At 32.6% G+C, this 25,849-nt stretch carries 20 protein-coding genes; 2 read left to right on the top strand and 18 right to left on the bottom strand.

Translation table 11 applies throughout. From position 1 onward, the window contains the following. Position 1: 1 nt before the first annotated feature. A complete protein-coding gene (locus Q3V94_RS12525) occupies positions 2-1,072 on the top strand; it encodes a hypothetical protein (RefSeq protein ID WP_303528189.1) in 1,071 nt (356 codons plus the stop codon). Here Q3V94_RS12525 and Q3V94_RS12520 read toward each other — a convergent pair whose 3' ends face one another. The 14 genes from Q3V94_RS12520 to Q3V94_RS12455 all read right to left on the bottom strand — a co-directional run bounded on the left by Q3V94_RS12520 (position 1,073) and on the right by Q3V94_RS12455 (position 19,789). Beyond that, on the bottom strand, positions 1,073-2,083 hold the full coding sequence (locus Q3V94_RS12520) for a LacI family DNA-binding transcriptional regulator (RefSeq protein WP_008907946.1): 1,011 nt from the start codon (positions 2,081-2,083) through the stop codon (positions 1,073-1,075). 64 nt (positions 2,084-2,147) lie between these two features. Continuing rightward, positions 2,148-4,232: an alpha-galactosidase gene (locus tag Q3V94_RS12515; RefSeq protein WP_303528186.1), complete on the bottom strand. Its 2,085-nt coding sequence runs from the start codon at positions 4,230-4,232 to the stop codon at positions 2,148-2,150. Next, complete coding sequence (locus Q3V94_RS12510) at positions 4,233-6,176, bottom strand: beta-galactosidase (protein ID WP_008907948.1); 1,944 nt, start codon at positions 6,174-6,176, stop codon at positions 4,233-4,235. 214 nt (positions 6,177-6,390) lie between these two features. Beyond that, positions 6,391-7,335, bottom strand: a complete 945-nt coding sequence (locus Q3V94_RS12505; protein WP_303528182.1) for a glycoside hydrolase family 43 protein — start codon at positions 7,333-7,335, stop codon at positions 6,391-6,393. 42 nt (positions 7,336-7,377) lie between these two features. Next, complete coding sequence (locus Q3V94_RS12500; RefSeq protein WP_303528179.1) at positions 7,378-9,117, bottom strand: glycoside hydrolase family 2 protein; 1,740 nt, start codon at positions 9,115-9,117, stop codon at positions 7,378-7,380. A 17-nt stretch (positions 9,118-9,134) separates the two neighbouring features. Beyond that, positions 9,135-11,177: a glycoside hydrolase family 43 protein gene (locus Q3V94_RS12495; protein WP_008907951.1), complete on the bottom strand. Its 2,043-nt coding sequence runs from the start codon at positions 11,175-11,177 to the stop codon at positions 9,135-9,137. Between the two features lie 18 nt (positions 11,178-11,195). Then, a complete protein-coding gene (locus Q3V94_RS12490) occupies positions 11,196-12,083 on the bottom strand; it encodes a carbohydrate ABC transporter permease (RefSeq protein WP_008907952.1) in 888 nt (295 codons plus the stop codon). An 11-nt stretch (positions 12,084-12,094) separates the two neighbouring features. Beyond that, positions 12,095-12,976: a carbohydrate ABC transporter permease gene (locus Q3V94_RS12485; RefSeq protein ID WP_008907953.1), complete on the bottom strand. Its 882-nt coding sequence runs from the start codon at positions 12,974-12,976 to the stop codon at positions 12,095-12,097. A 41-nt stretch (positions 12,977-13,017) separates the two neighbouring features. Further along, the gene (locus Q3V94_RS12480; RefSeq protein ID WP_303528174.1) at positions 13,018-14,301 is read right to left on the bottom strand and encodes an ABC transporter substrate-binding protein; all 1,284 of its coding nucleotides are present in this window, start codon (positions 14,299-14,301) and stop codon (positions 13,018-13,020) included. A 188-nt stretch (positions 14,302-14,489) separates the two neighbouring features. Next, entirely contained in the window at positions 14,490-15,641 is a 1,152-nt protein-coding gene (locus tag Q3V94_RS12475; RefSeq protein WP_368506522.1) for a galactokinase, read from the bottom strand. Between the two features lie 5 nt (positions 15,642-15,646). Further along, the gene (galT, locus tag Q3V94_RS12470) at positions 15,647-16,633 is read right to left on the bottom strand and encodes a galactose-1-phosphate uridylyltransferase (RefSeq protein ID WP_008907956.1); all 987 of its coding nucleotides are present in this window, start codon (positions 16,631-16,633) and stop codon (positions 15,647-15,649) included. Between the two features lie 149 nt (positions 16,634-16,782). Then, positions 16,783-17,646, bottom strand: coding sequence for a hypothetical protein (locus tag Q3V94_RS12465; protein ID WP_303528168.1), 864 nt, complete (start codon positions 17,644-17,646; stop codon positions 16,783-16,785). Positions 17,647-17,707: 61 nt separating this feature from the next. Next, positions 17,708-18,454 (bottom strand): hypothetical protein, encoded by a 747-nt coding sequence (locus Q3V94_RS12460; protein WP_008907958.1) that lies wholly within the window; start codon positions 18,452-18,454, stop codon positions 17,708-17,710. A gap of 45 nt (positions 18,455-18,499) precedes the next feature. Beyond that, positions 18,500-19,789 (bottom strand): N-6 DNA methylase, encoded by a 1,290-nt coding sequence (locus tag Q3V94_RS12455; RefSeq protein ID WP_008907959.1) that lies wholly within the window; start codon positions 19,787-19,789, stop codon positions 18,500-18,502. 105 nt (positions 19,790-19,894) lie between these two features. On the opposite strand from Q3V94_RS12455, the gene Q3V94_RS12450 reads away from it, so the two are divergent. Further along, entirely contained in the window at positions 19,895-20,845 is a 951-nt protein-coding gene (locus Q3V94_RS12450) for a cache domain-containing protein (RefSeq protein ID WP_303528163.1), read from the top strand. A 48-nt stretch (positions 20,846-20,893) separates the two neighbouring features. On the opposite strand, the gene arcC is transcribed toward Q3V94_RS12450, so the two are convergent. From arcC to arcA, 4 genes are read right to left on the bottom strand one after another with little or no spacing between them, the layout of a single operon-like run. Beyond that, entirely contained in the window at positions 20,894-21,844 is a 951-nt protein-coding gene (arcC, locus tag Q3V94_RS12445; RefSeq protein WP_303528161.1) for a carbamate kinase, read from the bottom strand. Between the two features lie 17 nt (positions 21,845-21,861). Further along, positions 21,862-23,274 carry a basic amino acid/polyamine antiporter gene (locus Q3V94_RS12440; RefSeq protein WP_303528159.1) on the bottom strand — a complete coding sequence of 471 codons (1,413 nt, stop codon included), beginning with the start codon at positions 23,272-23,274 and terminating at the stop codon, positions 21,862-21,864. A 48-nt stretch (positions 23,275-23,322) separates the two neighbouring features. Further along, complete coding sequence (gene argF, locus Q3V94_RS12435; protein WP_008907963.1) at positions 23,323-24,312, bottom strand: ornithine carbamoyltransferase; 990 nt, start codon at positions 24,310-24,312, stop codon at positions 23,323-23,325. 20 nt (positions 24,313-24,332) lie between these two features. After that, complete coding sequence (arcA, locus tag Q3V94_RS12430; protein WP_008907964.1) at positions 24,333-25,550, bottom strand: arginine deiminase; 1,218 nt, start codon at positions 25,548-25,550, stop codon at positions 24,333-24,335. Between the last annotated feature and the right edge of the window lie 299 nt (positions 25,551-25,849).

Below are 25,849 nucleotides of genomic sequence, written 5' to 3'. Positions count from 1 at the left end.
AATGAAAATTTTTTATGTAATAAACAGGCTTTTAATTTTTTACATTCTTCTTTATTCCCTTTCCTTCATATTTTACGGCTTAATTTATAGCATAAATCCCTTAATAAGATATACAATTTTAATTATTTTATCAGCTATAGTTTTAGTTTTCTCTTTTAAAGAAGAATTATCATATTATTATTTCCTTGATAAATTTCAAATTGAAATAAAAATAATACTTGGTCTCTTTGGCTTTTTCTTGATTTTTTTTCAAATTTCCTTCTTAAACAAAATATCCGGAATATTATTTGTTTATCTTGTATCTTCAATCATACTATCAAGGAGCTTAAGAATTGAAGAAACCCTTTCGGATAATGCAGAAAGGTTAAATAAAAAAATAAATTATATTATTCTCTTAACCTCAGTAATAATTAGCATAGAAAAATTAAGACAGGCCTTATTAAGATTCTTTATCCTTATTTATGACAAAACAATAGAAGTATTCTTTTATCTTTTTTCTTGGTTTTTCATTATTGTAGCAAAACTTTTTGAAAAATTATTTAAAGGCTTAAGGATAAAAGTGGGCTCTAACGGCCAAGAGGGAATTCTACAAATAAAAGATGTAAAAAGAATTATAGAAAACAAAGAAAATAAAAATCTTTTTGTTTTTTATAAATCAATGTCAATTATATTTCAAATATTAATAATTTTACTTTTTATATACTTAATTTATAAGATTTTTTTAAGATATTATAATTCCTCTAAAGAATATGCAAAATTCAAAGAAGAAAGAGAATTTATAAGGGATAATTTATCGATAAACAAGATATTCAAAAGAATCGCAAGGCCAACCAATAAGATTAGATTATATTATCAAAAATATTTGATTTATATAAATAAATTCAAACAGCTAAAACCCTCCGATACAACCCTCTCAATAAAACAAATGGCCGACTCATTTATAGCACCTGACATAAATGAATTTATAAGGCATATTTATGTAAAAGAAAGATATGGTGAGAAAATTTTAAGTCCTGCTGATAAAGATAAATTCATTAAAACTATCAAAAACATAAAAAAGCACGTAATATGATCACGTGCTTTTTCTTATTATCAGCTTAGTTTCAATAACATCCGTATCGCTGTAAAGATTTTTATCTTCAATAAGATCTAAAAGCTTTTGTGCCGCCCTTTCGCCTAAAAGTCTCATGTTTTGATCAACGGTTGTAAGTTTTGGATTTGTCATTTGTGAAAGTATTATATTGTCAAAGCCTATTATAGCGATATCATCAGGAACCTTAAGGTTTAGTTCATAGCATCCGTTTAAAACTCCAACTGCCATAAGGTCATTGCAGGCAAAGAAGGCAGTGATTTCTTTCCCCAATTGATATTTTGATGATAACTCAATCAAAACCCTCATCGTATTTTCTACAACGTCTATGTTGTTTCCATCTTGAACAGTAATAACTATGGGCTCAATTCCTATATTTTTCATATATTCTTTATATAAATTCTCCTTTATATCATAGGAATAACTGCTCTCTCCTCTTATAAAGGCAATATTTTTATGCCCTAATGAAATCAAATGTTCAAGGGCCTCCTTAGTTCCCTTTTCTTCATCTGATAGGACAAAATTTGTTCTAACGTTTTCATGATAACCATTAATACAAACAACAGGAATCTTTTTAGAAACCTCTTCTATAAATCCATTTTTCATATTTTCCGTTTGAGGGTCAATAAGGACTATCCCATCTACATATCTTTCTAAAAATTTGTTTATCCTTCTTTTTTCAGAATCCGCTCTACCCCTTGAATCGCTAATGTATACATCATAATCCCTGCTTCTCATAATCCTTTCAATTCCATGCACAACTTCAGTAAAGAACATATTTGTAAGTCCAGGGACTACAACCCCAATACTATTTGTTCGTTTATTTATAAGGCTTCTTGCAAGGGGATTGGGTTGAAAATTAAGCTTTTTAATTGCAGCCTCTACCCTCTCCCTTGTTTCCTTTTTTACAGGATAATTCCCATTAATAACCCTCGAAACTGTTGTTATAGAAACACCAGCTTCCCTTGCCACATCTTCAATGGTATATTTCATAATTGTCCCTCCAAGGCAACATTTCTTAATCCGATTATACATTACTTTAGCGCTGTAGTCACCACTAAATCTCCTTTAATCGAATTAATTGGCTTGAAAAATCTCCATCTAATATAAGTTCTAACCCTACATTTTTTAAATAAGCTCCACCTTTTCTAACAATTTTATCACTGTATTTAACTTCATATATTTTATCGTCATTTAATCCCTTTAATTTAACTTTATATTGTTTTCTCCCGAATTTTTCATATAACTTAAATACAAAAACGACTGATTCCCCTTGATAAACATACTGAATAGCATGGATTTCATCTTTAAGAATGGATTTAATTCTAAAAAGATCTCCCTTTTGAACTATATGCCTTATTTCTTTATACTGCTTTATCTTCTCCTTTGCCAATTCAATTTCTTCCTTTGTCCATTTATTTATATTTCCTCCAATACCAAGTGAGCCCATCATAGCAACATGAAATCTAAATTCAAGGGGAATGGTCCTTCCATTTATAAAATTTGGACAATCTGTCACCCAGCATCTCATAGTTTTTGCAGGATAAATATAGCTTACAGACTCTTGAATAAATAGCCTATCTAAAGCATCGGTATTATCACTTGTCCAAAATTCATCGAAATAATTTAAAACTCCAAAATCCATTCTCCCTCCTCCAGAGGCACAGGCCTCAATCTCTATCCCATTATGTTTTTCCCTTAATCTTTCAATTAGATCAAATACAGCCTTAGAATGTAAAAACCAAATCATCTTCTGTTCTTTTATGTCCAAATTAAGAGCCCCAGCCTCAGAAAAGGGCCTATTCATATCCCATTTTATATATTTTATATTGTAATTAGTAAGCAACCCATCCAGCACATTAAAAATATACTCCTTTACTTCATTTAAACTTAAGTTTAATACCAGCTGATTTCTTGAAGTTGTAAGTTCCCTGTTGTTAAACCTATATACCCAATCAGGATGCTGTCTATAAAGTTCGCTATCAGGATTTACCATTTCAGGTTCTATCCATAAGCCAAAATCCATGCCAAGCCCGTTAACTTCATGGATTAGCTCCTCCAGCCCATTTGGAAATTTATGTCTATTTACCTTCCAGTCCCCTAAGCCTGCTGAATCGCTATATCTTTCTCCAAACCATCCATCATCAACAACAAACAATTCACAACCTATATCCTTTGCCTTTCTTGCCAATTCAATCTGTTCATCACATTTAACATTAAAAAGAGTTGCCTCCCAGGAATTAAACAGGACCGGCCTTAAGGAATTTCTAAGGTCAACAGGTAGGATAATATCCCTTACAAATCTATGAAGCCTATGGGACATATCTGAATATCCTTTGTCTGTATATCCAATATATGCTTTAGGCAGAATAAGTGCCTCTGAGGGCTTTAATTTGTATTCAAAGTCAAAATCGTTTAACCCCATTAATAGCCTCGTATAGTAATAGGGAGTGGCTTCAACTAAAATTTTAAAATTACCAGTATATTCTAATGCTCCAAAGTAAACCTCACCCTTATCTTCATTTGCATCAATATCTAATATAAAATATGGATTATTGTTATGTCCTGTGTTACCCTTTCTGCTTTCAAGGATTAACTTGCCCCCATCTAATCTTTGTTTAAACCTTCTTCCTTCTCCTACCCAATGCCCCAATACATTTGTTATGTTATATCCTGTTCCGTCTATATTAATTTCACATGAATAGGCCTTTTCAATAAAAATATCTTCTTCTCCTAAATTTTTTATATCTACCCATCTTGCAATAATATCGTATTCCTCATATATTTTATAATTTAAAAATATCGCTATTGGATAAAATTTATCCTTTAGCATTATTCTTAAGACATCCTCTTCAATAGCAAAACCGTCATATTCCAATACCAAATCCCTTGTCCCATCGCTAAATCTTACCTTTACAGCCGGCTCTTTGTATCTTAGTCCCCCCCAAGGTGTATATTCTTCCCATGCTATATCGCAGCTGGAATCATTAGAGGATATATCCCTAATTTCAAAGTGTTCAAAGTCCTTCTCATCAGCTTTATTGCCAAAATAAATATGCCTTAAGAGGCCCTTATAAGGCCCAAAGGCATATTGAATATTCTTCCCTTCCAAAACAAATATATTATTTAATACCTTTATCATCTATATCCCCCCGACTATTTTGACTTCAAAGGGTGAAAGTGTATATTCTCCAAAAGCTTTTTCCTCTTCAGTATGGTTTATGATAAATAAATATTTTTCCCCATCATACTCCCTTTTGTATATTTCAATTCCTTCCTCCGAATTATAATGCTCTAAACTCAGCTCTTTAATAACTTCAATTGCAATTTCATCCATAATAAAATCTTCTACTCCACCGCCAATATAATAAACCTTGCCATTTTTATATTTGTTTACAGTTACGCAGGAAAACTCCCTATAAAATTTATCGGCATATTTGTATAAGGACTTTGCATTGATTGGCCTTATAATATCCCTCCATACCTTTACCTTTGCCCTTTTGCCATTACTATTTTCTATTTCTACAATTTGTCCTTCCTGTAGTGCTTCCACCTCTAAAACTTCGATGCCTGCTAAGTTTCTGAATATCCCAGGTAAAACTTCTCCTAAGATTAAATTATTATTTCTATCCTTAATCCCAGCTCTAAAGGACAAAATTAAAACTCCACCCTTTTCAACAAATTCCTCTAATTTCTTTTTTAAATTATCATCCTGGATCATCATCACAGGTAGGAGTAGAACCTTGTATTTAGAAAAATCCTCCCTTGTTGAAATGACATCAATATTAACATTTTTCTTATAAAATGGCCTATAAAGCCTTAGGGCTTCCTTCACAAAATTAAAGGCTGTGCTTTGGGGTTGAATCCTCCATGACCAAATATTTTCATAATCATAAATAAGGGCAATATCGGATTTAACAGGAGATCCTAAAATTTTTTCGTATTTAATTATGTCATTAAAGAAATCCTTAACCTCATTAAATTTTCTTCCCTCTCTATTATCATGGTCAATTATTCCATAACAAAATTCCTCCGTCCCAAAGGTTGCTGCCCTGTATCTAAAAAACAATATAGCCTCTGCACCATGGGCAACTGCTTGATATGCCCACATCTTTGCTTGGTTAGGTCTTGGAAGATAACCTATAATATTATGTCCTTGAGCCCCCATAAGTTCTTCTAATATCCAAAAGTTTTTTCCTTTAAGTCCCCTTACAAAGTCAAGGTTCATAGCAATTTCTTCAGGAGGTATTGGCTCCCTTAAGCCTCCCCAAACTGGATAATTGTCGTAGGAGGCTATATCCATATTTTTCACAAGCTCTTGATGGTCAAACAATTTATCAAAAAATCCTCCGGCTATATTGGTCGTTATTATCTTTTTATCGCCTAAAACTCTTTTTAATATATCCACCTGAAAATTAGCATAATCAACAATAGACTTTGAACGGAATCTTGCATAATCAAGTAAGAGTGAAGGATTATGGAAGGTTATAGTTTTTAACGGCAGAGGAATTTCATCAAAATCATTATAGGTTTGACTCCAAAATACCGCCCCATAGGTTTTATTTAAGGCGTCTATTTCCTTATATTTTTCCCTTAAAAATTTTCTAAAGGCTCTAAGGCAGTTTTCACAATAACAAATATCGCTTCCTTCATGGCCAAACTCGTTATCCACCTGCCATGCTATAATATTTTCCTCATGCTTATAATGCTCTGCTAAGGCCTCAACTATTTTTCTTGTATATTCATAATAACTCCCACTGTTAAAGCAATACTGCCTTCTTCCACCAAAACTTCTTGCCATTAAATTTTCATCCTTTGAAAGTATTTCAGGATGTTTTTTTACAAGCCAAGCCGGTGGCGTTGCAGTTGGTGTCCCAAAAATGACCTTTATTCCATTTTTCTTTAATTTTTCAATTACCATATCAAAAAATGAAAAATCAAAATTTCCCTCTTCCTTTTCGATGATATGCCAAGCAAACTCACCAATTCTAACTACATTAGCACCAAGCTTTTTAATCCTATCTATATCCTCGTCTAAATATTCCAAAGGCCAGTGTTCTGGATAATAGTCAACACCAAGTAGCATAATAAGCCTCCTTTATTGTTTTATAGAACCTGTTATAGATTGAATAAAGTATATTTATAGTGTAGTTAATATATAATGTCCTTAATAAACTCTAAAGGAAATTAATCGTGTCTAAGTATATTTAACCCCCCTTTTATCGGGGGGTTTTTAAAATTTTTTTGAATATGCTTATATTTTATTTACATTTGTCATAATTACAAACTTAAAAGCAAATTCAACATGATGGCATTCTTTGAGGGGTCATCGTCGGTCCAATAACAAAAATATTACCTTCCTTATCAAATTCCATTCTGTCTATGCAAACCTGCCTATTTCCACTTGGGTTTTCTGGATATGTATGGATATGGTAAACTAAAAACATTTCTGTCCCATCAGGTGAAATTGTTACGCTATGGTGTCCAGGTCCTGAAATTAACTCATTGTTAGAATATAGTATAGGATTTTTCTCATATTTTGTAAAAGGTCCTAATGGCTTATCAGAGGTAGCGTATCCTACTGAATAGTCCCTACTTGCATAAAAGTTAGCAGAATACATTAGGTAATATATACCTGATCTTTTAATAACAAAAGGTCCTTCATTCCAAAGCCATTCAGGTCCTGATTTTAATTCCCATTCCTGTTCTGGTTTTAATAATAGTTTTGGTTCTCCCTTAAGGTTCAACAAATCATCAGTAAGCTCTACCCCATATATATGACTTTCATGTTTCCCATCTATTATGTTCTCTGAACAATCCCTTGAAAAATACATATATTTTTTCCCATCATCATCAAAAAACACATGAGCATCTATAGCTGCATATTCTAAATCAAACATAGGTCCATTAAAATAATCTTCAAATGGTCCTAAAGGTGATTTTGAAATCGCAAGGCCAATTCTTAAACTGTTATTTTTCTTCCATCTGCATGTATAAAACATATAATACATATCCTTAAATTCTACAACTTCAGGTGCCCAAAAATCTTGATATCCCCAAAATTTTTCATCCGCCTTTAAGCAATAACCATATTCTTTCCAATCAACAAGGTTTTTTGAATACCACACCTTAAATCCATCTATTGCTGAAGTGGCATAACAATAATACATTCCATCCTTTGCTTTTAATACGAAAGGATCTCCAATTTCTTTTATTGATAAGGGGTTTGTGTAATATTTTCCCATTTTTGTCCCTCCTTAAAAAATTCACCTGGGAGATGCCAGGTGCTAACCATTTATTATTTTTTTAATCTTCTCTGGATCAAATTTCATTTTATGATACCAATCCATTAAACCATTCATTTCTTGTTCTACATCAGTAAGTTGAGTATAGCAGAACCCACAAATATAAGGGATATCCATTATAGCATGTGTTATTTTCTTAAATCTTTCCAGGAATTCTTCTTCTGTTCTAACCTTATTACCATAACCCCAACCTTCCACATTTGAAAAAGCTATTCCTCCATATTCACTAAGCAATACAGGTTGTCCTTCATACTTATACCCTTCAGCAAAATTAAATTTGGGATTTATAATCGATGCTGCTCCGTTGACAATCTTTTCTTTCTCTAAATATAGCTTTCTAAAAATCTCTCCATCTTCAATATAATCATGTATTGTTAAAATGTCGCTTATAGTATGTTCCCAACCATCATTAGAAATTAAAAGTCTTGAAGAATCTAATGCTTTAATATAAAAATACAATGCATTTGCAAGGCTTTGTTGTTTTTTATTATTATAAATTTCATTTACACCCCAAGACTCATTCAAAAGGGTCCAAGTTATTATACACGGGTGATTATACTGTTGCTTAACAGCTTCCTGCCATTCATAAATAATGTTTTCTATAGCTATATCGTTAAATTCATAAGTTGATGGCATTTCTGCCCAAACCAAAAGGCCATATTTATCACAATAATATAAAAATCTTTGATCTTCAATCTTTTGATGTTTTCTTAAACCGTTAAATCCCATATCTTTTATTTTTTTGATATCTTCTACGAACCATTCGTCGCTTGGTGCAGTTAAAAGTCCATCTCCATAATAGCCTTGATCAAGTATAAGTTTTTGATAATACTCCTTGTTATTAAGAAGTATTTTACCATCTCTTATGCTTATTTTTCTCATTCCAAAATAACTCTCAACTTCATCCTTAATATTTCCATTATGAATAATTCTAAATTTTATATCATATAGTTTTGGTTCCTCCGGACTCCAATAATAAATTTTAAATTGAGCATTATCATCACAAACATCTAAAATAAATTTTTCTCTTTTTTGTTTAATTTCCGTCCAAAACTTCTTAATCTTTTTACCTTCAAACGATATTTCAACTTCTAAAAGGCCATTTTCTAAAATGTTATTAAAATAGGCTTCTACTTCAATTGTTCTATTATCTATATCTGTAGTTATCTTTACCCTTTCTAAATGAAAATCATCTAAATTTTCTAACCAAACAGTTTGCCATATTCCTGTTGTTCTTGTATACCAACAGGCAAAATTATCTACCTTCCATGTTTGTTTACCCCTTGGTTGTGTGCAGTCAAAGCTTCTATCTTCTACTCTGAGATACAAATCATTTTCACCATCATTTAAAAAGTCAGTAATATCAAATCTAAATGCAATATGTCCTCCTTTATGACTTCCTACAAAATTTCCATTAATATAAAGTTTAGTAAAATAATCAACAGCTCCAAAGTTTATGAAAATTCTTTTATCATTTTTATTAATATTTATTTTCCTATGATACCAAACTATATCGTGAACACTTCTATCCCCTATTCCGGATAATTTGCTCTGATAACAGAAAGGCACCAGAATTTTTCTTGAAAATTGCTTCCCTAAAAACCACTTTTCTTTTTCACCTAAATTAGCATCATCAAATTCGAAATCCCATTCACCATTTAAATTAATCCAATTGTTTCTTTTAAAATTTGGTCTAGGATACTCATTTCTAGGTATGTTCATTCTAGCCCATCCCTTCTTTAGAAATTTAATTTTAAGATATAAAAATTATCAAGATAAACAATACTATCTAAACTATTTATTCCAATATGCGATTTTGATATGTTCCAATCTATTTTGCATATTTCAACTCCATCTAAATATAATCCTAAAACTTCATTAATCTTAACAACTCTTAAACTATGATACTCCCGCAAATTTAATTTTTCTTTAAATAAATCTTTTACTCTAAACCTTTTATTGTATATTCTTCCATTAATAGCTTTTTCAATAATTATATTATCATCCTTTACTGAAACTCCAATATAATTTTTATTATCAATATAACTAACAAAAAATTTATGTTTCTTATTTTCTTCATATCTAAAGTCAAAACCCATCTCATAATTTGTAAGATCTTCATTTACTATCTTTTCCTTACCCTTTTCTATTAAAAGTTCACCGTTCAGTATTTTAAGATCAGAAAATAATCCCGTATCGTTATCGAAATTATCTTCAAAATAAGTAGTATATGCTATTCCATCATAGGTAACATCAGTTTTTTCAAAGAATAACCCTATATTGCCATTGTTTATATTAATCCTTTCTGTAAAATATAAAACTTTATCTATATAAAGCTTTATTAGATTGCCATTCTTATAAAGCAAATATTGATGATAGGTATCTTCTTTAAAATTATCTTTTAACTTCTTTTCTATAATTTTTTCTTTTCCTTGATAGACATATTTTAAAATAATCTTTTTATTATATGGATCTAATGTAACGGCAACGTTATTATTTTCATCCAAATAGGAAGATACAAATCCTGCTTTTGAATTTTTATTATAACTATTTATTTTCATATTAACTTCATAAACATAGCTGTTAGAATTAACTTTATCATTGACTATAAAACCGTCATTGGAATTTGAAATAAGCTCATTTTCCTTTATTAAAAATTCACCCTTTATTATCCTCCAAGGTTCTTTAACTTTTTCTTCCTTACCATCAAACCAGTCTTGAAAATCTGGTTTTTCAGGTATAGGTCTATTATCCGCAGTCGGTCCATAGGTAAAAAGTTTATCATAATTGAAATATAGCCTATCTATTGCTAATTGCCTTTGAGGCCCTGTTTCCTCATATCTTTTAGTGTGGTAAACAATATAATAACAAACGTTATTAGGTGCAAAGGTAATATCATTATGTCCCGGGCTTATTGCACTTTCATTTGTCTTCATTATTGGGTTTTTCTCATACTTTTTCCACGTTAAGTTGTCTGCCATACCAAGATTGCTAATAGGTTTATCAGCCGTTGCATATCCAACCGCATAGGATTTATCTGCGTAATTTCCTCCAGAATACATGAGATAATACTTACCATTTTTTTTAAGAATTACTGGTCCTTCATTTATAACTTCTTCCCAAGGTTCAGATATGCTTATAACCCTAGTTTCTTCTGTATCAAAACTAAATGGATCCTTCATGTGTCTTACAGCAATTCCATTAAAGCCTCCACCTACTTGATTGTAGTAAAAATATTTTTCACCATCTTCATCAACAAAAACAAACCCATCTATAGAATTTATATCTGTAACAATTGGATTATTTTCATAATCTCTAAAGGGTCCTAAGGGATTATCAGAAATGGCAACCCCTATATTTCTACTTTCTGCTCCCTTTGATGGGTCTCCTGCAGAGTAGTATAAATAAAATTTTCCATTCTCATAGTGGATAGCTGGAGCCCAAAACCAATCAATGTTCCATACTCCTTCAAATATTCCGTTCGAAGGAGGGCCAGAATAAGCAACTCCTTTGTATTCCCAATTCACAAGATCTCGTGAGTGAAATACATTAAACCCAGGGATATCTGAAGTCCCATAAAGATAATATTCTCCGTTGTATTTTATAATAGTTGGATCTGCTATATTTATAACACTTGCACCATCTGGAACATATACAGGATTTTTATATGTTGGGACAGAAAAATACAATTCATTATTAACATCGATATTCTTATCTAATTTAATATAAAATGCTAATGAAAAAGAAAAAATAATAATTAACCCTAATAGTATTCTTTTCAAATACATCACTCCTATGGATTACTCCTTAAGCCCACTTAATGCAATACCTTTAACAAAATATTTTTGTCCTAATAAGAATAATAATATAGGTGGAACAGCTGAAATTAATGCACCAGCCATTAATATTCCATAATTATGAATATATGTTCCTTGGAATATAGCAAGTCCTGCAGGTAAAGTTCTATTAGCTGCGTCATTTGTAACTAAAATAGGCCACAAAAAGTCATTCCAATTACCCATAAATGTAAATACAGCTAAAGTCATTAGAGCAGGTTTAGATAGTGGAAGAATTATTCTAAAATATATTGTAAAATAACTTGCACCATCAATTAATGCTGCTTCGTCTAAATCTTTAGGAATTCCCTCAAAAAATTGCCTCAATAAAAATACTCCAAACACTCCTCCTAAACCCGGAAAAATCATAGCTGCAGGAGTATCTATCCAACCTAATTTATCTACAATTACATATGCAGGAATAAAATTTATAACCCCCGGAATCATCATAGTAGCCATCATTGTCCAATAAATGGTTTCTTTATATTTAAATTTTAATCTTGCATAAGCAAACGCAGCAAGGGAGTCAAACAATAATATTAAAATTGTATGCGATAAAGCTATGAATAAGCTATTAAAAAACCATCTTAAAATTGGAGCATTTTCTTTATCACTAAATATTATTCTAAAATTATCCAAAGTTACTCTTTTAGGTATCCATCTTACAATCGGATCAATTACATCGCTTTCTGGCTTAAAAGCAGTTGATACAATCCAAAGCAAAGGAAGAAGCCAAAATGTAGCTAGTATAACTGCTACAGAAAATAATAAAATTTTTTCTAATTGTTTTTTATTTTTATAGCTTTTCGTAAAATTAATTTTAGCTGTTTTACCTGTTTCTAACTTTTGCACAACAATCACCTCTATTCCTTTGGAGACAGCAGTTTATATTGGATAATACTAAATACAATCATCACTAGTCCCATCATTATAGCCATAGCTGAGGCTGAACCCATTCTATATTGGCCAAAGGCTACATCTCTAATATACATTAAAAGAACTTTCGTCGCATTTCCTGGGCCACCCCTTGTAACCATATAGGGCTGACCAAATATATTAAATTGTGCTAAAGTAGTCATTATAACTATAAATAATAAAGGTCTTTTTAACCCTGGCAATGTTACATACCAAAATTTCTGCCAACCGCTTGCGCCATCTATATCAGCAGCTTCATACAGCGTCTGTGGAATATCTTGAAGACCTGCTAAAAATAATATCATATTACCACCTATTATCCACCAGACGGTCATAGCAACAAGAGAAATCCATGCCCAAGGTAATTCTGCAAGCCATGGTATTCTTCCAATACCCAATTTTTCTAAATAGTAATTTACTAAACCTGCATTTGTATCTAGCATCCATAGCCAAATAAGTCCAACACACGAAACCGATAAAACATTTGAGGCATAAAAAACACCTCTAAAAAAATTTCTAAACTTAAGATTTGGTGAATTTACAAGAAGTGCTAAAGCTAATGCAATAATAATCAGCGGCGGAACACTGAATATAACAAATTTAAATGTGTTGCCAAAGGCATTCCAAAACTCTAGATAATCAATTGTATCAGGTTTAAATAAATCAATATAATTTTTTAGGCCAACAAATTTAGGTTTGGTCAAGTAATCCCATTTATTTAAACTAATCCATATTCCAAGTCCAGTTGGTAAAATCATAAACACAATAAAAAATATAAACTGAGGAAGTATAAATAAATAGGGCTCAATTTTTTGCAAATTTTTATTCATCCTGCCACCTCTTTTCTAGAAAAGGAGGCAAAAAGCCTCCTTTATTCTTTATTTGCTTGAACCTGTTTTCGTGCTTTATCAGCAGCTTTTTGCAATGCTGAAGCTGGTGTGTCCTTTCCTAATATTACATTTGTTACAGCTTCTCCACTTGGTCCCCAAGCATCTGGGAAATATGGCGATGACACTGGGAATACAAGATAATCAGCCTGCTGTGCAAAGCCCATTTGATGCTTTAATGACTTAAATTCGTCACTTTCTCTTACTGAATTTCTAGCAGGAACTTGACCTGCCCTTGCCCATTCAATACTATGCTTTGTTATATAATCAATAAATGTCATAGCAGCTTCAAGCTTAACTGGATCCTGCTCCTTTTGTTTGAATATTACAAATTGATGGGATCCTGCCCAAACTGCTTTTTGTTTACCCCATTGTGGAACTAGTGCTGTTGCAAAATTCAATCCCTGTTGTTCTTCGAAACCAGCAATCATCCAAATTCCGTTTAAATGAAAGCCAAGTTTACCTTGTTTAAATAATGTAACTTCGCCATCCTGTGTTATGTTCTTAGGAGAAATTTGATATTTAAATACAGTATCTGCTAAAAATTGTAGTGCATCGATTGCTTCCTGTGATGTATAAAGTGGTTCTGTTCCGTCATCACTGGTTGCTTTTCCACCGAATTGATGAAGAACTGTCCAATATATTTGATGACTTGGCCATAATGTAGGCATTGCAAATCCCCATTGGTCAATTTTTCCATCACCATCTGTGTCTTTAGTCATTGCCTTTGCCATAGTTAAAAATTCTTCCATATTTGTTGGCGGATGATCAAATCCTGCTTGTTTTAATAGGTCAACATTATAGTAAAGTCCAAGTGGATGCACATCTAAAGGTATTCCATAACGTTTTCCTTCATAAATCCCTGCGTCCCAAACAGCTTTGATAAAATCTGATTCTTTAAGATCTAGTTTCGCTGCGAGCTCATCAAGCGGAATTATAACACCCTTCTTTGCATATTTAGGCAATGTATCAACGTGCATTATACCAATATCTGGTGCTTTACCGCTTGTAACTGATGTAATAATTTTATCATAATATTGTCCCCATTGCATAACTTGAGTTTTTACATTGATCTTTCCTTCATACTCTTTGTTAAATTGATCTATAATCTTTTGCATACCCTTCCCATCAGGTCCAGTAAATCCGTTCCAAAATTCTAATTGAACGTTCTTAAACTCTGTTGGTTTATTACTTGTTGATTTTGAACAGCCTGAGAAAAGCGAAACTAACAATGTTAATACTAGAAGAAAAGCAGATACTTTTTTCATATAGACCCCCCTAAAATTTTATTTTTTCAAAAGTTTTTATAAAATTTAAACCATCCCCCCTTAAGAAAACGTTTTTTAGAAAACCTTTTCTATAATAATTTTATATTATAGACAATTAAATTTCAATAATATTTTAGCTATTTATTAATATTTATTCTATTACATTTTTAAAGTCTGTTTTTATATTTTTAAAAAAGCATTTTAACTCCATCATCTATTCGGCTTATATAGAAACTTGGAGATATATTTGTTATTTCTTTATATTTTACTTCTACCTCTTTAATAAATTCCTCCAACAATTTGTTTTCCACAATTGCTATCCCACATCCACCAAAGCCTGCTCCGGTCATTCTTGCACCTATGCAGCCTTCAAATTTTAATGCTGCTTCAACTATCGTATCTAAATGCAGTCCAGTTACCTCATAATCATTTTTTAATGATTCATGGGATTTTACAAGAAGTTTCCCAAATTCTTTTATATTACCACCCTTCAAAAACTTAATCGCCTCTTTTACTCTTTGATTTTCAGTTATAACATGTCTTGCCCTTGTTTTTAAAAGGTTATCCTTTAAAAGCCCTAAATCTTCTAAAGTAGCATAGCAAAGGTTTTCTATTTTCTTATAATCATTTATATGTTTTAAAGCCATCTCACATTCATATCTTCTTTCGTTGTATTTTGACTCAGATAATTCCCTTTTTTTATTTGTATTCATTATTACTAATGTATACCCCTTTAAATCCACAGGAACATATTCATATTCTAACGTGTTACAATCAAGGAGTATAGCATGATCCCTTTTACCCATAGCCACAGAAAATTGATCCATAATGCCGCAATTTACACCTATAAATTCATTTTCCGCCCTTTGACAGATTAAAGATAGCCAAACTCTATCTATTTTATCCCCCAATATTGGATATAACATTATATAGCCAGTTAAAACCTCTAATGCTGCTGAACTTGAAAGGCCAGCTCCGTCCGGCAAAGTGGATTCTAGGTATATATCAGCACCTTTAAGATTATATCCCTCTTCTTGAATGTATTTAATAACTCCCTTGGGGTAGTTTCCCCATCCATCCTCTTCCTTGAACTGAATATCATTTAAAGTAAATTCTACTTTGTTAACCATGTTTTTTGAAACCAATCTTACTTTTTTATCCTCCCTATATCCAACAGCAGCATATATCCCAATAGAAAGGGCACAGGGGAAAACTAATCCGCCGTTATAGTCTATATGCTCACCAATTAAGTTAACTCTTCCCGGTGAGAAAAAATATTGAATATCACCTCTTGTCCCAAAGTTTTTCTCAAATCCTTCCTTTAAAAGTGACTTGTCCAAGAAACTCACTCCTTTTTGCTGCCAATGAATTTTTCAAGGGCCCTTCTTAAATTTTCTGCAGCCTCCTCAACAGCCATAGTGTTTGCTGCTGCCCATGCCCCCATTTCAGATGAAGCATAAAACTTTAATTTATCCTTATCCCTAAGGGGAGGATAGAACTCTATATGGAAGTGATAATACTTTTCTGAGTCCTTGTATTCCTCTGAATTAACAGGCGTTTGATGAATACACATCATGTAGGGGAAGAGTCTATCAAATAAGGAATCAAAGGCCCCGGTTATATTCTTTAACATCTCTGCAAGGTCCCATTTTTCTTTATCTGTAAACTCAGTAAAGTTTCCTTTATGGGCTTTGCTTACTATAAAAACGCCGTAGGGATAGTCAGTAAAGAAGGGAATATAGGCTAAAAAACTATCATTCTCGTAAATTATCCTTTCCTTAAAGTCAGTTTCCTCTTCATTCATCTGGCAAATCATGCATTTACCTTTTTCAAAGTAGTATTCCTTACAACTATCAAGTTCAACCTTTAGCTTTAGTGGAACAAAGGGGTATGCATAAAGCTGTCCATGGGGATGGGGCATGGTAACTCCCACCTCTTCCCCTCTGTTTTCAAACTCAAAAATATACTTTATTTTCTCATCTTTAGAAATCTCCCTAAATCTTTCAGTCCAAAGGTTAACAAGCTTATATATATGCTCTACCGAAAGCTCAGGCAGTGTTTTAGTGTGCTCAGGAGAATAAAGTATTACTTCACATTTTCCATAATTTTCAGCTACACGATAAAGCTCCGAACCCTCAACATCGGGTTTATCCGGATTAAGCTTTAGTGCTGGAAAGTCGTTATCATATTTTAAAACATCATAATGCTCAGGAACCCTTCCTGAACCTGGACAAAAGGGGCACCAATCCTTTGGCATGTTTGGACGTGCTTGTCTATTTGAAGCAACCATTGTCCATGTTTTTAAAAGAGGATTCCATCTTAATTCCGACATCCTACCCCTCCTATCTAACTCACATAATTTATATTTTCATCTTATAGAGCTTTGCAAAATTTTTAGCCTAATAATTGCAAGCATATATGATATTTTGTCTAACCTATATTAGAAAACGTTTTCTATTATCATTATAAACCACTATCCTATTATTTGTCAATTATGCTATATAATTCTCCATCAAAAATTTCCCATTCTTCAATATGTTCTATATATTCATCGGGTTTTATCCTTTTTAAAGGCGATAATGTTTCCATCTCAAGCATAAAGTTGTTTGTATATGTTTCGTAGGATACTCCAAAATCAGGGTAAGCTTCTTCTTCTACATGTTGATATCTTTTTACAAAGGTTACTCCATGGTTTATATATGCTGCCCATCCAGATTGGTTGTTTAATCCTATTTTAAAGGGAACAATAGCATTTTCATCCTGCCTTATAGTTATATATTTTTCTCCCCAGGTAACTCTTTTATCGTTTAGCCTTGTATATGGCCATATTGCTATATTCATATTAGGTAAAAGTTCTGTATCCTTAGTGTTAACAGGAATTATCTCAACTCCTCCTTTGTCCATAACAGTAAGGGCCCAAACTGAAAGTTCGATATCCCATGCGTTTTTATTTATAATCCTATGGACAACCTTTACCTTGCTTTCAATTTCATCTAAAATTATCTCCATCTCTTTAATAACTTGTCTCCATTTTTCATAAACTGAAACCTTAATTCCGCCTTCTATTTTCTCATAATCAACAGGGTAATTATCTGGATAATAGGTTCTTGGGTTTGCCTCTGGAGAATGCCATAGCCTATGGCCTCCATATATATACCAATATTCATCCCCAGACTTTACTTTAAACTCTGTGTTTTCACAAAATAAATTCTCTCTTCCCTTAAAACCAAACCTTATAATCCTTGGCCCAACATCTAAAGTTACTAAAAGATCGCACTTTTCGTTTGAAAGCTCAAGGCATCGTCCTAAACTTTTGTAACTTATTTCTTTTAATGTGACACTCATAATAATCCCCCTTTAGAAAACCTTTTCTGTATTGTTAAAAATATAAGCTCGTGAAGCAAGCTTATATATTCTTCAAAATAATCTCCAAAAGCTCCCTTATATCCTTATTATGCTGCTCTGAAGCTAAGGCAAAGGATATTAAAACCTTCTCAAATATATTAATATTATTCTCATCAGCAATCCATGCATAAATATTTTCTTGCTTCTTTTTCAATATCTTAAAGTATGGGCAGACATAAATCATACTTTGGTATCCTGCTGCAAGCTGCATCTGTTTTCTTTCCATTTCAATAAAATAGTCTTTATCTTCAAGGATTGCTAAAGGAAGAATCCTTTTAAATATTTTAAATTCATCAAATAAAACCATATCGGTTTTTTCACCTAAAATAGGGAAATTATCAAGATAATTTTTGCTTTCATAAATTTCTTCTGTTAGGTTGATAATCCTTTCTATATCAGAAGTCCTTAAAAAGCCTAAATCCAGTGCATATTTTATAATCACCATAAGCTCTGCAGGATACTTTTTTACCCTTTGCCCGTTTCTTTCCCTAATGTAAAGGTAATTATCCCCTTCTAAATGTTGAACTTTATAGTCACCATCTTTTTTTACCTTTGTATCATATCCAATCTGCCATTCTACATATGCACTATCAACCTTTAAGGCTTCATCGGGCCGTAAAAACCTCTCCCCCATGTAATTTCTTCTTTCCTTTAATCGTATTTTAGAAGCATTGTTTTTCAGAAAAAAATTAATATGAATCTTGCCCTCCTCAATAGTAATAGTAGGATTTATAATACTTTTTGCCACAATACCCCCCCTAATATATTATTCTACATAAAAGACAAAAATCCTTTATGTTAATTCCTCTTCCATTATCTTTGATAATTCTATTATGTTTTTATCCTTGTTCTTATCATATATTTTAATAATTTTACTCCAAGGGATTTTTATATCTAAAAGCTTTTGTTTTGATATATTTGGTGTTCCCGTCCCTATACAGCGCCTTTTTATTTTCTCCTTAAAATTTTTAGTTAAAAAGTATGCACAAAGGGCTATGCTATATTCTTTATTCTTAGGCCTTATAATATGAAACCAATCATCGGCAATACTTCCCTTTGTTATTTCATCTATAACTATACACCTTCCCATAGTTCCCTGTCCAACTCTGCAAAATACTATATCGCCTTTTTGAAGAATATATTTTTCATTTATTTCACCTTTAAAATATAAAATATTATCCTCTAAAAAAGTTCCCCATCCAACATTTTTTGCAGTTATGTAAATTTTGTCAGTCCTTTCAGTCGTGATCCGTTCCTTTCTTTCTTCTTTATAAAATCCCTTTCCTGAAAAGGCTTCATCAATTAGATCTATAAACTTTACTCCATCGCTATCTTCATCATAGAAATAATAAAAGGGATTTATGTTATTAATATCTAGTGCTTTTTCAATATATTTTACTTCTATTGGGTTTAATTTAGTGATAAGTCCAAATTTACATATATCGTTGTTGGGATTATCCCTTTTTATCCCAATTATTATGATAGTCGATGCATTATTTTTAAAAATACCTGGTTCAAGATAAAGAATCTCTTTAAGCTGAATTTTTTTATTTAAAAAGTCCCTAACATCCTGAAGATTTGAAGCACCTGCTACACCTAAGGGCAGTATTATCCCCAAAACTCCATTGGGCTTTAAAAAGTCAATAAATTTTTCCAAAAATAGCACTTCAATTGCTTGAGAATTCTTACCCCTTCCTAACTTAAATCTATTTAAGATGTTTTTATCCCTAACCCTATTATATTTTGAAGAAAAGGGAGGATTCCCAACAGCCATATCGTATTCTTCGCTTTTATCTAAAGTTAAGGCGTTAAATATTTTTACCCTATCGATAAAATCAAGGGCTAATAAATTAAAAACCTCCTCATCGATGTCATATCCCTCAAAATTTAAAATCCCCTTATCATTTAGAGAAGTTAAAAAGCTCCCATCACCACAGGCTGGGTCTATGGCCTTTATGTTACTAATTTCTCTTCCAAGGTAATATAAACATCTTTCAACAATAAAATTTGAAATTTCTAAAGGTGTAAAGTATTGCCCATATATCTTTTCCTTTTTATTAAAATGCTTTTGAATTTGGTCCATTTCCATCCCTCTATTATCTTTTTACATTACTTAAATTATATTTTTTATGTCCCTTTATGTCAAACGGTGAAGCATAACAATACAATATATTAAGAGGTGGTTTGTATGAAATTTATTAAAAAGAATTGTAAAATTTTAAGATATATTTTGCTTCTTGTAATATCCATCATTCCAACATTATTTACCAGTGCTTCCTTCTATCGAATAAACATGAATACAAGCATAGAAGGAGTTGCAAAAACTTTAGAGATACTTGGAAGAAGACAGCTTGTTTCAGTTATAGACTGGATAAACGAATTTTTATATGATCTTAACGCCCTTGCACAATTAAGTGCCTTTCAAAACTTAAACATAAATGAATTATCAAAAATAATAGAATACATGAAATTTAATAAACCCGCCTACAGGGAAATATATGTTATAAATTCTAAAAATGAAATACTCTATGGATATGCAGCCAATAAAAAAGAGTTTTTAAATTCCTTTGTAATTAAAAATGCCCTGAGCGGAGTTGAAAAAATGTCGGAGGTTACAAAGGTTAATAACAAGCTTTATATTGATATCGCAGTTCCGATATTTAGCGAAGACAACTCCATTGGTGCTATATGTGCAAGGATAGACCTTGAATATTTAAACGATCTTATGAAATCAATAGAAAAGGACGAAACTATAGAATCCTTTATAGTAGATAAAAACGGGCTTTTCCTTACCGATTCAAGATACCTTCCAGATGCTGTAGGTAACCTTAAAATTGACCTTCAAAGAGTAAAAACAAGCATAGACTTTTCAAAGACTCTACCTTATAAAGATTATAGGGGGATAGATGTTTACGGATGTTACTTTAACGTTAATGACACAGGATGGACGTTAATCGTTCAAAAAGATGCGGACTCTGTAAAAAAACAAAATCAAACCATAATAGATATAGGGAAATACACCTCTCTATTTCAGCTTTTAGGACTTTTAGCCCTTAGAAAATTAAAGGAGGATAACACTATACCAAAGGAAATGGCGGATTTGATTGAGGATAATATAAAAAAAGAGAAAAAGTCCTAACAGGACTTATATTCAAAAAGTGGGTGTCTAGAAGACAACCCACTTTGATTATCTTGTAACTACTGTTCCAGTTAATCCTTTTAGTGCCTCCCTTGCCTTTTCAAGGGATGTTATTACAGCCTTTCTTCCTTCCTTTGATTCAGCAAACATAACAGCGGCTTTAACCTTTGGAAGCATTGAACCTGGAGCAAAATGGCCTTCCTCCATATACTTCTTAGCTTCCTCAACTGTCATTGTATCAAGGTCTCTTTGGTCTGGTTTATTAAAGTTAATTGCAACCTTTTCAACAGCAGTAAGAATGATAAGCTCATCTGCATCAAGAATTTCTGCTATCTTTTCTGAAGCAAGGTCTTTATCTATAACTGCCGCAACACCTTCTAGTGCTCCATCTTCCTTTTGAATAACTGGAACACCGCCACCTCCAACAGTTATAACAACATGTCCTGCTTCAACAAGTGTCTTTACGATTTCCTTTTCAACAACATCTATTGGCATTGGTGATGGAACAACTCTTCTCCAACCTCTTCCAGCATCCTCCTTCATAACATAGCCCTTTTCAGCCATAAGCTTTTTAGCCTGTTCTTCTGTAAAGAAGGAACCTACTGGCTTTGTTGGGTTTTTAAAGCCTGGATCGTTTTTATCAACTACAACTTGAGTTACGATCGCAGCAATGCTCTTATTTATATTTCTTCTAACCATTTCTTCTCTTATAGCCTGTTGTAGATGGTATCCTATATATCCTTGGCTCATTGCACCGCATTCTGGGAAGGGCATAATAGGGTTGTTTTCATTTACTGAGTTTGCCATTTCATAAGTTGCAACAATTTGTCCAACTTGTGGACCATTTCCATGGGCGATTATAACTTCGTGGCCATCTTCGATAAGGTCAACTATAGCCTTTGCAGTGTGGTGTGCTGTTTGAAGTTGTGCTTCTGCTGATATATCCTTTGGATTTGCTTGAAGAGCATTTCCCCCTAATGCAACAACTATTCTTGCCATAAATAAACTCCTCTCCTTTATAGTTTAATTTTTCCTAAAGCAATTTGAACTATCATATAAATAGCAATTAAAGCTATTAAAAGACTTATAACTTTCTCAGAAGTTGTAAACTTTAATCCTTTCTCCTTTTTAGCAAAATAATAAACTATTAAACCTAAAGCATACATTATAAAGGCTGCTGCAAGATAAACAAGTCCTACAGCATATATAACATATAAAGAATAAACTGTAGCTATTAAAGCAATAATTAAATCTGTCCCTTTTAGTTTATCTTCTTTTATAACCTTCAAAGCATATAAAGCTGAAAAAAGATAGGGTAAAAGTATACATGTGGTTGCCATATAAAATACAGCATAGTATGCATTTTGAAGCTTATCTGATAGTAAGGCTACCAAAAACAATTGCGTTACCAAATTAGTTATTATAAGAGAATTAATAGGAACACCCTTTTCATTCTCCTTAGAAAACCATTTTGGCATAACTCCATCCTTTGCAGCAACGTAGGGTATCTCTGCTGCTAACATAACCCAGCTAATCAAAGCACCAAGTATTGACACTATAAGCCCTATTTTTACTATATATGCTCCGGCAGGTCCAATTAAAGTTTTTGATAAAACATCCGCTAAAGGCGTTCCGGCTTCAGCAAGTTCCTTTGCAGAAATAACACCCATCGCAATAGTTGAAATAGCTACATATATAAGAAGCGTAATTAATAAGCTTAAAACTGTGGCTTTCCCTACTATTTTGGGTGATTCAGCTCTTTCAGATAAGACAACAGCAGCTTCTACTCCAATAAAGCACCAAAGTATAGTGCCCATTGCTCCTTTTATCTGATTTAAAATCGTAGTTGCTTCACCAGTGGAAGCAAGCTTTGTTTTCCATTCTGCAACTAAAAAAATATCTGATTTGAATGCGAATATTCCAAACATTATAACCAAAACAAGTGGTAAGAGTTTTGCAACCGTAACTATAGCATTAGCTACGCCGGCAGATTTTGTTCCTTTAGTCTGAAGATAGTGAACAAGCCAAAGAATCAAAGAAGCAAGTAAAAACGAAACAAATGGTGGCAACTGTCTACCTTCACCTAATAGGCTGTTAACCGTTTTAAATATCAAAACAAAAAACGCCACATTCCCTAAAAATGCTGAAAGCCAATATCCCCATGCCGAATTAAATCCAACAAAGTCACCAAAACCAGCTTTAGCATAGGAATAAATTCCACCCTTTAATTCTGGTCTTTTATTTGAAAGAAGTTGAAACACAATGGCAAGAGAAATAACCCCTATTCCTCCTATTAACCAAGCCAAAATAGTTGCCTGCGGATTTGATGTTGATATAAGGTCTGTTGGACTGTTAAATATTCCTCCTCCAATCATCGAACCAATTCCAAGAAGAACTAATAGTCCTAAACCAAGTTTTCTGTCGCTCATAATATCGACTCCTTATTTAATTTAAGGGCAGCTATGCTGCCCCTTTTATTATAGTGTAGCTACCATAACAGCCTTTATTGTGTGTAATCTGTTTTCAGCTTCGTCAAATACAACTGAATGTCTGCTTCTAAACACTTCATCTTCAACTTCTCTTACGTCAAGTCCTCTTTCCTTGGCTTCCTTTGCAACCTTTGTTTCAAAGTCGTGGAAGGATGGTAAGCAGTGCATGAAGATTACATCTGGATTTTCAGTCTTTTTAATCATATCCATATTTACTCTATACTTAGTTAAAAGTCTTACTCTTTCTGGCATTTGATCTTCTTCGCCCATTGATACCCAAACGTCAGTGTAGATTACATCTGCTCCCTTTACAGCCTCATCTATGTTGTCTGTAACTTCAATCTTTGCTCCTGTTTCCTTTGCAACTTCCTTCATTTCTTCAACAACCTTTGAATCTGGCCATAATTCTTGTGGCCCTAAAAGAACATAGTGCATTCCCATCTTTGCAGCACCATACATTAGGGCATAAGCCATGTTGTTTCTAGTGTCTCCAACGAAAACCATCTTAACCTTGTTAAGTGGCTTTGCAACATGCTCTTCGATTGTCATAAGGTCTGCAAGAACTTGTGTTGGATGGTCGATATCAGTTAAACCATTCCATACAGGAACTCCTGAGTATTTAGCAAGAAGTTCAACGGTTTCCTGTTTAAATCCTCTAAATTCGATTCCATCATAGTATCTTCCAAGAACCTTTGCAGTATCTTCAAGTGATTCTTTTTTACCCATTTGTGAGTCATTTGCACCAAGGAAAGTAACATGTGCACCTTCATCAAGTGCTGCAACTTCAAAGGCACATCTTGTTCTTGTTGATGTCTTTTCAAATAATAGAACTATGTTCTTTCCTTCTAAAAGATTTTGTCTTATTCCTGCTCTTTTCTTTGCCTTAAGGTCATGGGATAAATCAAGAAGGTATCTGATTTCTAGTGGAGTAAAGTCCTTAAGAGTTAAAAAGCTTCTTCCTTTTAAATTTACTGGCATTTTAAATTCCTCCTTTTTTATTATAATTTTTCTCTATAAAGTGGCATACTCATACATCTTGGGCCGCCACGTCCCCTTGATAATTCGGAGCTAGGTATTGTAATAACCTTTATGCCCCTTTTAGTTAGTATTTCATTTGTAACATAGTTCCTTTCATATGTTACAACAACACCCGGTGCAATTGCAAGTGTATTAGAACCATCGTTCCATTGCTCCCTTCCTGCAATTATAAAGTCTCCACCACCACATTGAATAAGCTCAACGGATGAAAGATTTAGTGCTTCTGCAAGTATTTTATTTAAAGGGCTTGTGTTGTGCTTAAATTTAATCGTATTATTAGCACCCTTAGTTACCTCATAAACGCTAAGAGGTCCTTGAACTCCAGGGTGTATCGTAAACTTATCATAATCAACCATAGTAAATACAGTATCAAGATGCATAAATGCTCTACATTTTGGAATTTCAAATACCAAAACCTTCTCAAAGGAAGTATTAGCGTTAAAAAGGTTTCTTGCAACCATTTCAATTGCCTCAGCTGAAGTTCTTTCACTGCAGCCTATTGCAACAACCTTGTCGGATAAAACAAGCTCGTCTCCACCCTCTATAGCATAGGGCATTGACCTATCATACCAAAGAGGTATTCCTTCAAAGGATTTATGGTATTTTATTATATATTTTAAAAATAAAGTTTCCCTTCTTCTTGCTTCTGTCCTCATTCTGTTTAATGTAATGCCGTTTCCAATTGAAGCACCAGGATCCCTTGTAAAATAAAGGTTTGGCATAGGATCAAGATAAAATGGATAATCGTCCGCCATAAGCTCAACTAAAGATGTTGGTTCTTTAACTTCTATTTCATTTTTCCTAACGCCAGCCATTATTTTATCTACCATTTGCCTTGCTGGCATTTTGCTTAAATACTCAATAAGGCTTTCTTTTAAAGATGGCGATGTAATTCCGCTCTCTTCTAAAAACTCTTTTAAAAACTCTAATTTAACCTTTTCGTCCTCTAAAACTTCTGCCGACAATTCCTCAAGATAAACAACCTCAGCACCGTTTTCCCTTAAAACCTGAGCAAATTTGTCATGCTCCTGTTGAGCAATTTTTAGATAAGGAATATCATCAAACAAAAGCCTACCAAGATACTCTGGAACTAAATTTTCAACTTCTTGGCCAGGTCTATGAAGAAGAACCCTTTTTAGCCTCCCTATTTCAGAAGTTACATTTATAAAATGCTTCATTCCAATTCCTCCTAGGCTGTTTTAATTACATATTCATTATACATCTATTGTATAATAAATAAAAATGTTAAAAAATTTTAAATGATATCAATTTATGTCAAATTTTAAAATTATGTGTTACATGCTGCCGCTTAATCCTATTTTCTTTTATATACTTTAAAAATCTTATTAAATTTATAAATATTCAAATAATTCAATAAAATAATTTTGTATAATATTTGCATAAAAATACAGCAAGGTTTCAATAACCTTACTGTATTAGTATTTACATATTATTTTTATACAATTCCTGTGGATTT

Source organism: Caloramator sp. CAR-1 (genome assembly GCF_030546345.1).
GTDB classification, from domain to species: Bacteria; Bacillota; Clostridia; order Clostridiales; family Caloramatoraceae; genus Caloramator; species Caloramator australicus.
The sequence above is the reverse complement of the archived record's forward strand: the minus strand, read 5'-3'. Positions and strand labels throughout refer to the sequence as shown.

What these genes read in the sequence shown, in the direction of transcription:
- Q3V94_RS12500 (WP_303528179.1), bottom strand. Translation starts at nt 9,117, where the DNA reads ATGAACATACCTAGAAATGAGTATCCTAGACCAAATTTTAAAAGAAAC.
- Q3V94_RS12515 (WP_303528186.1), bottom strand. Translation starts at nt 4,232, where the DNA reads ATGATAAAGGTATTAAATAATATATTTGTTTTGGAAGGGAAGAATATT.
- arcC (WP_303528161.1), bottom strand. Translation starts at nt 21,844, where the DNA reads ATGGCAAGAATAGTTGTTGCATTAGGGGGAAATGCTCTTCAAGCAAAT.
- Q3V94_RS12525 (WP_303528189.1), top strand. Translation starts at nt 2, where the DNA reads ATGAAAATTTTTTATGTAATAAACAGGCTTTTAATTTTTTACATTCTT.
- Q3V94_RS12485 (WP_008907953.1), bottom strand. Translation starts at nt 12,976, where the DNA reads ATGAATAAAAATTTGCAAAAAATTGAGCCCTATTTATTTATACTTCCT.
- Q3V94_RS12450 (WP_303528163.1), top strand. Translation starts at nt 19,895, where the DNA reads ATGAAATTTATTAAAAAGAATTGTAAAATTTTAAGATATATTTTGCTT.
- Q3V94_RS12480 (WP_303528174.1), bottom strand. Translation starts at nt 14,301, where the DNA reads ATGAAAAAAGTATCTGCTTTTCTTCTAGTATTAACATTGTTAGTTTCG.
- Q3V94_RS12520 (WP_008907946.1), bottom strand. Translation starts at nt 2,083, where the DNA reads ATGAAATATACCATTGAAGATGTGGCAAGGGAAGCTGGTGTTTCTATA.
- galT (WP_008907956.1), bottom strand. Translation starts at nt 16,633, where the DNA reads ATGTCGGAATTAAGATGGAATCCTCTTTTAAAAACATGGACAATGGTT.
- Q3V94_RS12465 (WP_303528168.1), bottom strand. Translation starts at nt 17,646, where the DNA reads ATGAGTGTCACATTAAAAGAAATAAGTTACAAAAGTTTAGGACGATGC.
- Q3V94_RS12510 (WP_008907948.1), bottom strand. Translation starts at nt 6,176, where the DNA reads ATGCTACTTGGTGTTGACTATTATCCAGAACACTGGCCTTTGGAATAT.
- Q3V94_RS12455 (WP_008907959.1), bottom strand. Translation starts at nt 19,789, where the DNA reads ATGGACCAAATTCAAAAGCATTTTAATAAAAAGGAAAAGATATATGGG.
- arcA (WP_008907964.1), bottom strand. Translation starts at nt 25,550, where the DNA reads ATGAAGCATTTTATAAATGTAACTTCTGAAATAGGGAGGCTAAAAAGG.
- Q3V94_RS12440 (WP_303528159.1), bottom strand. Translation starts at nt 23,274, where the DNA reads ATGAGCGACAGAAAACTTGGTTTAGGACTATTAGTTCTTCTTGGAATT.
- Q3V94_RS12505 (WP_303528182.1), bottom strand. Translation starts at nt 7,335, where the DNA reads ATGGGAAAATATTACACAAACCCCTTATCAATAAAAGAAATTGGAGAT.
- argF (WP_008907963.1), bottom strand. Translation starts at nt 24,312, where the DNA reads ATGCCAGTAAATTTAAAAGGAAGAAGCTTTTTAACTCTTAAGGACTTT.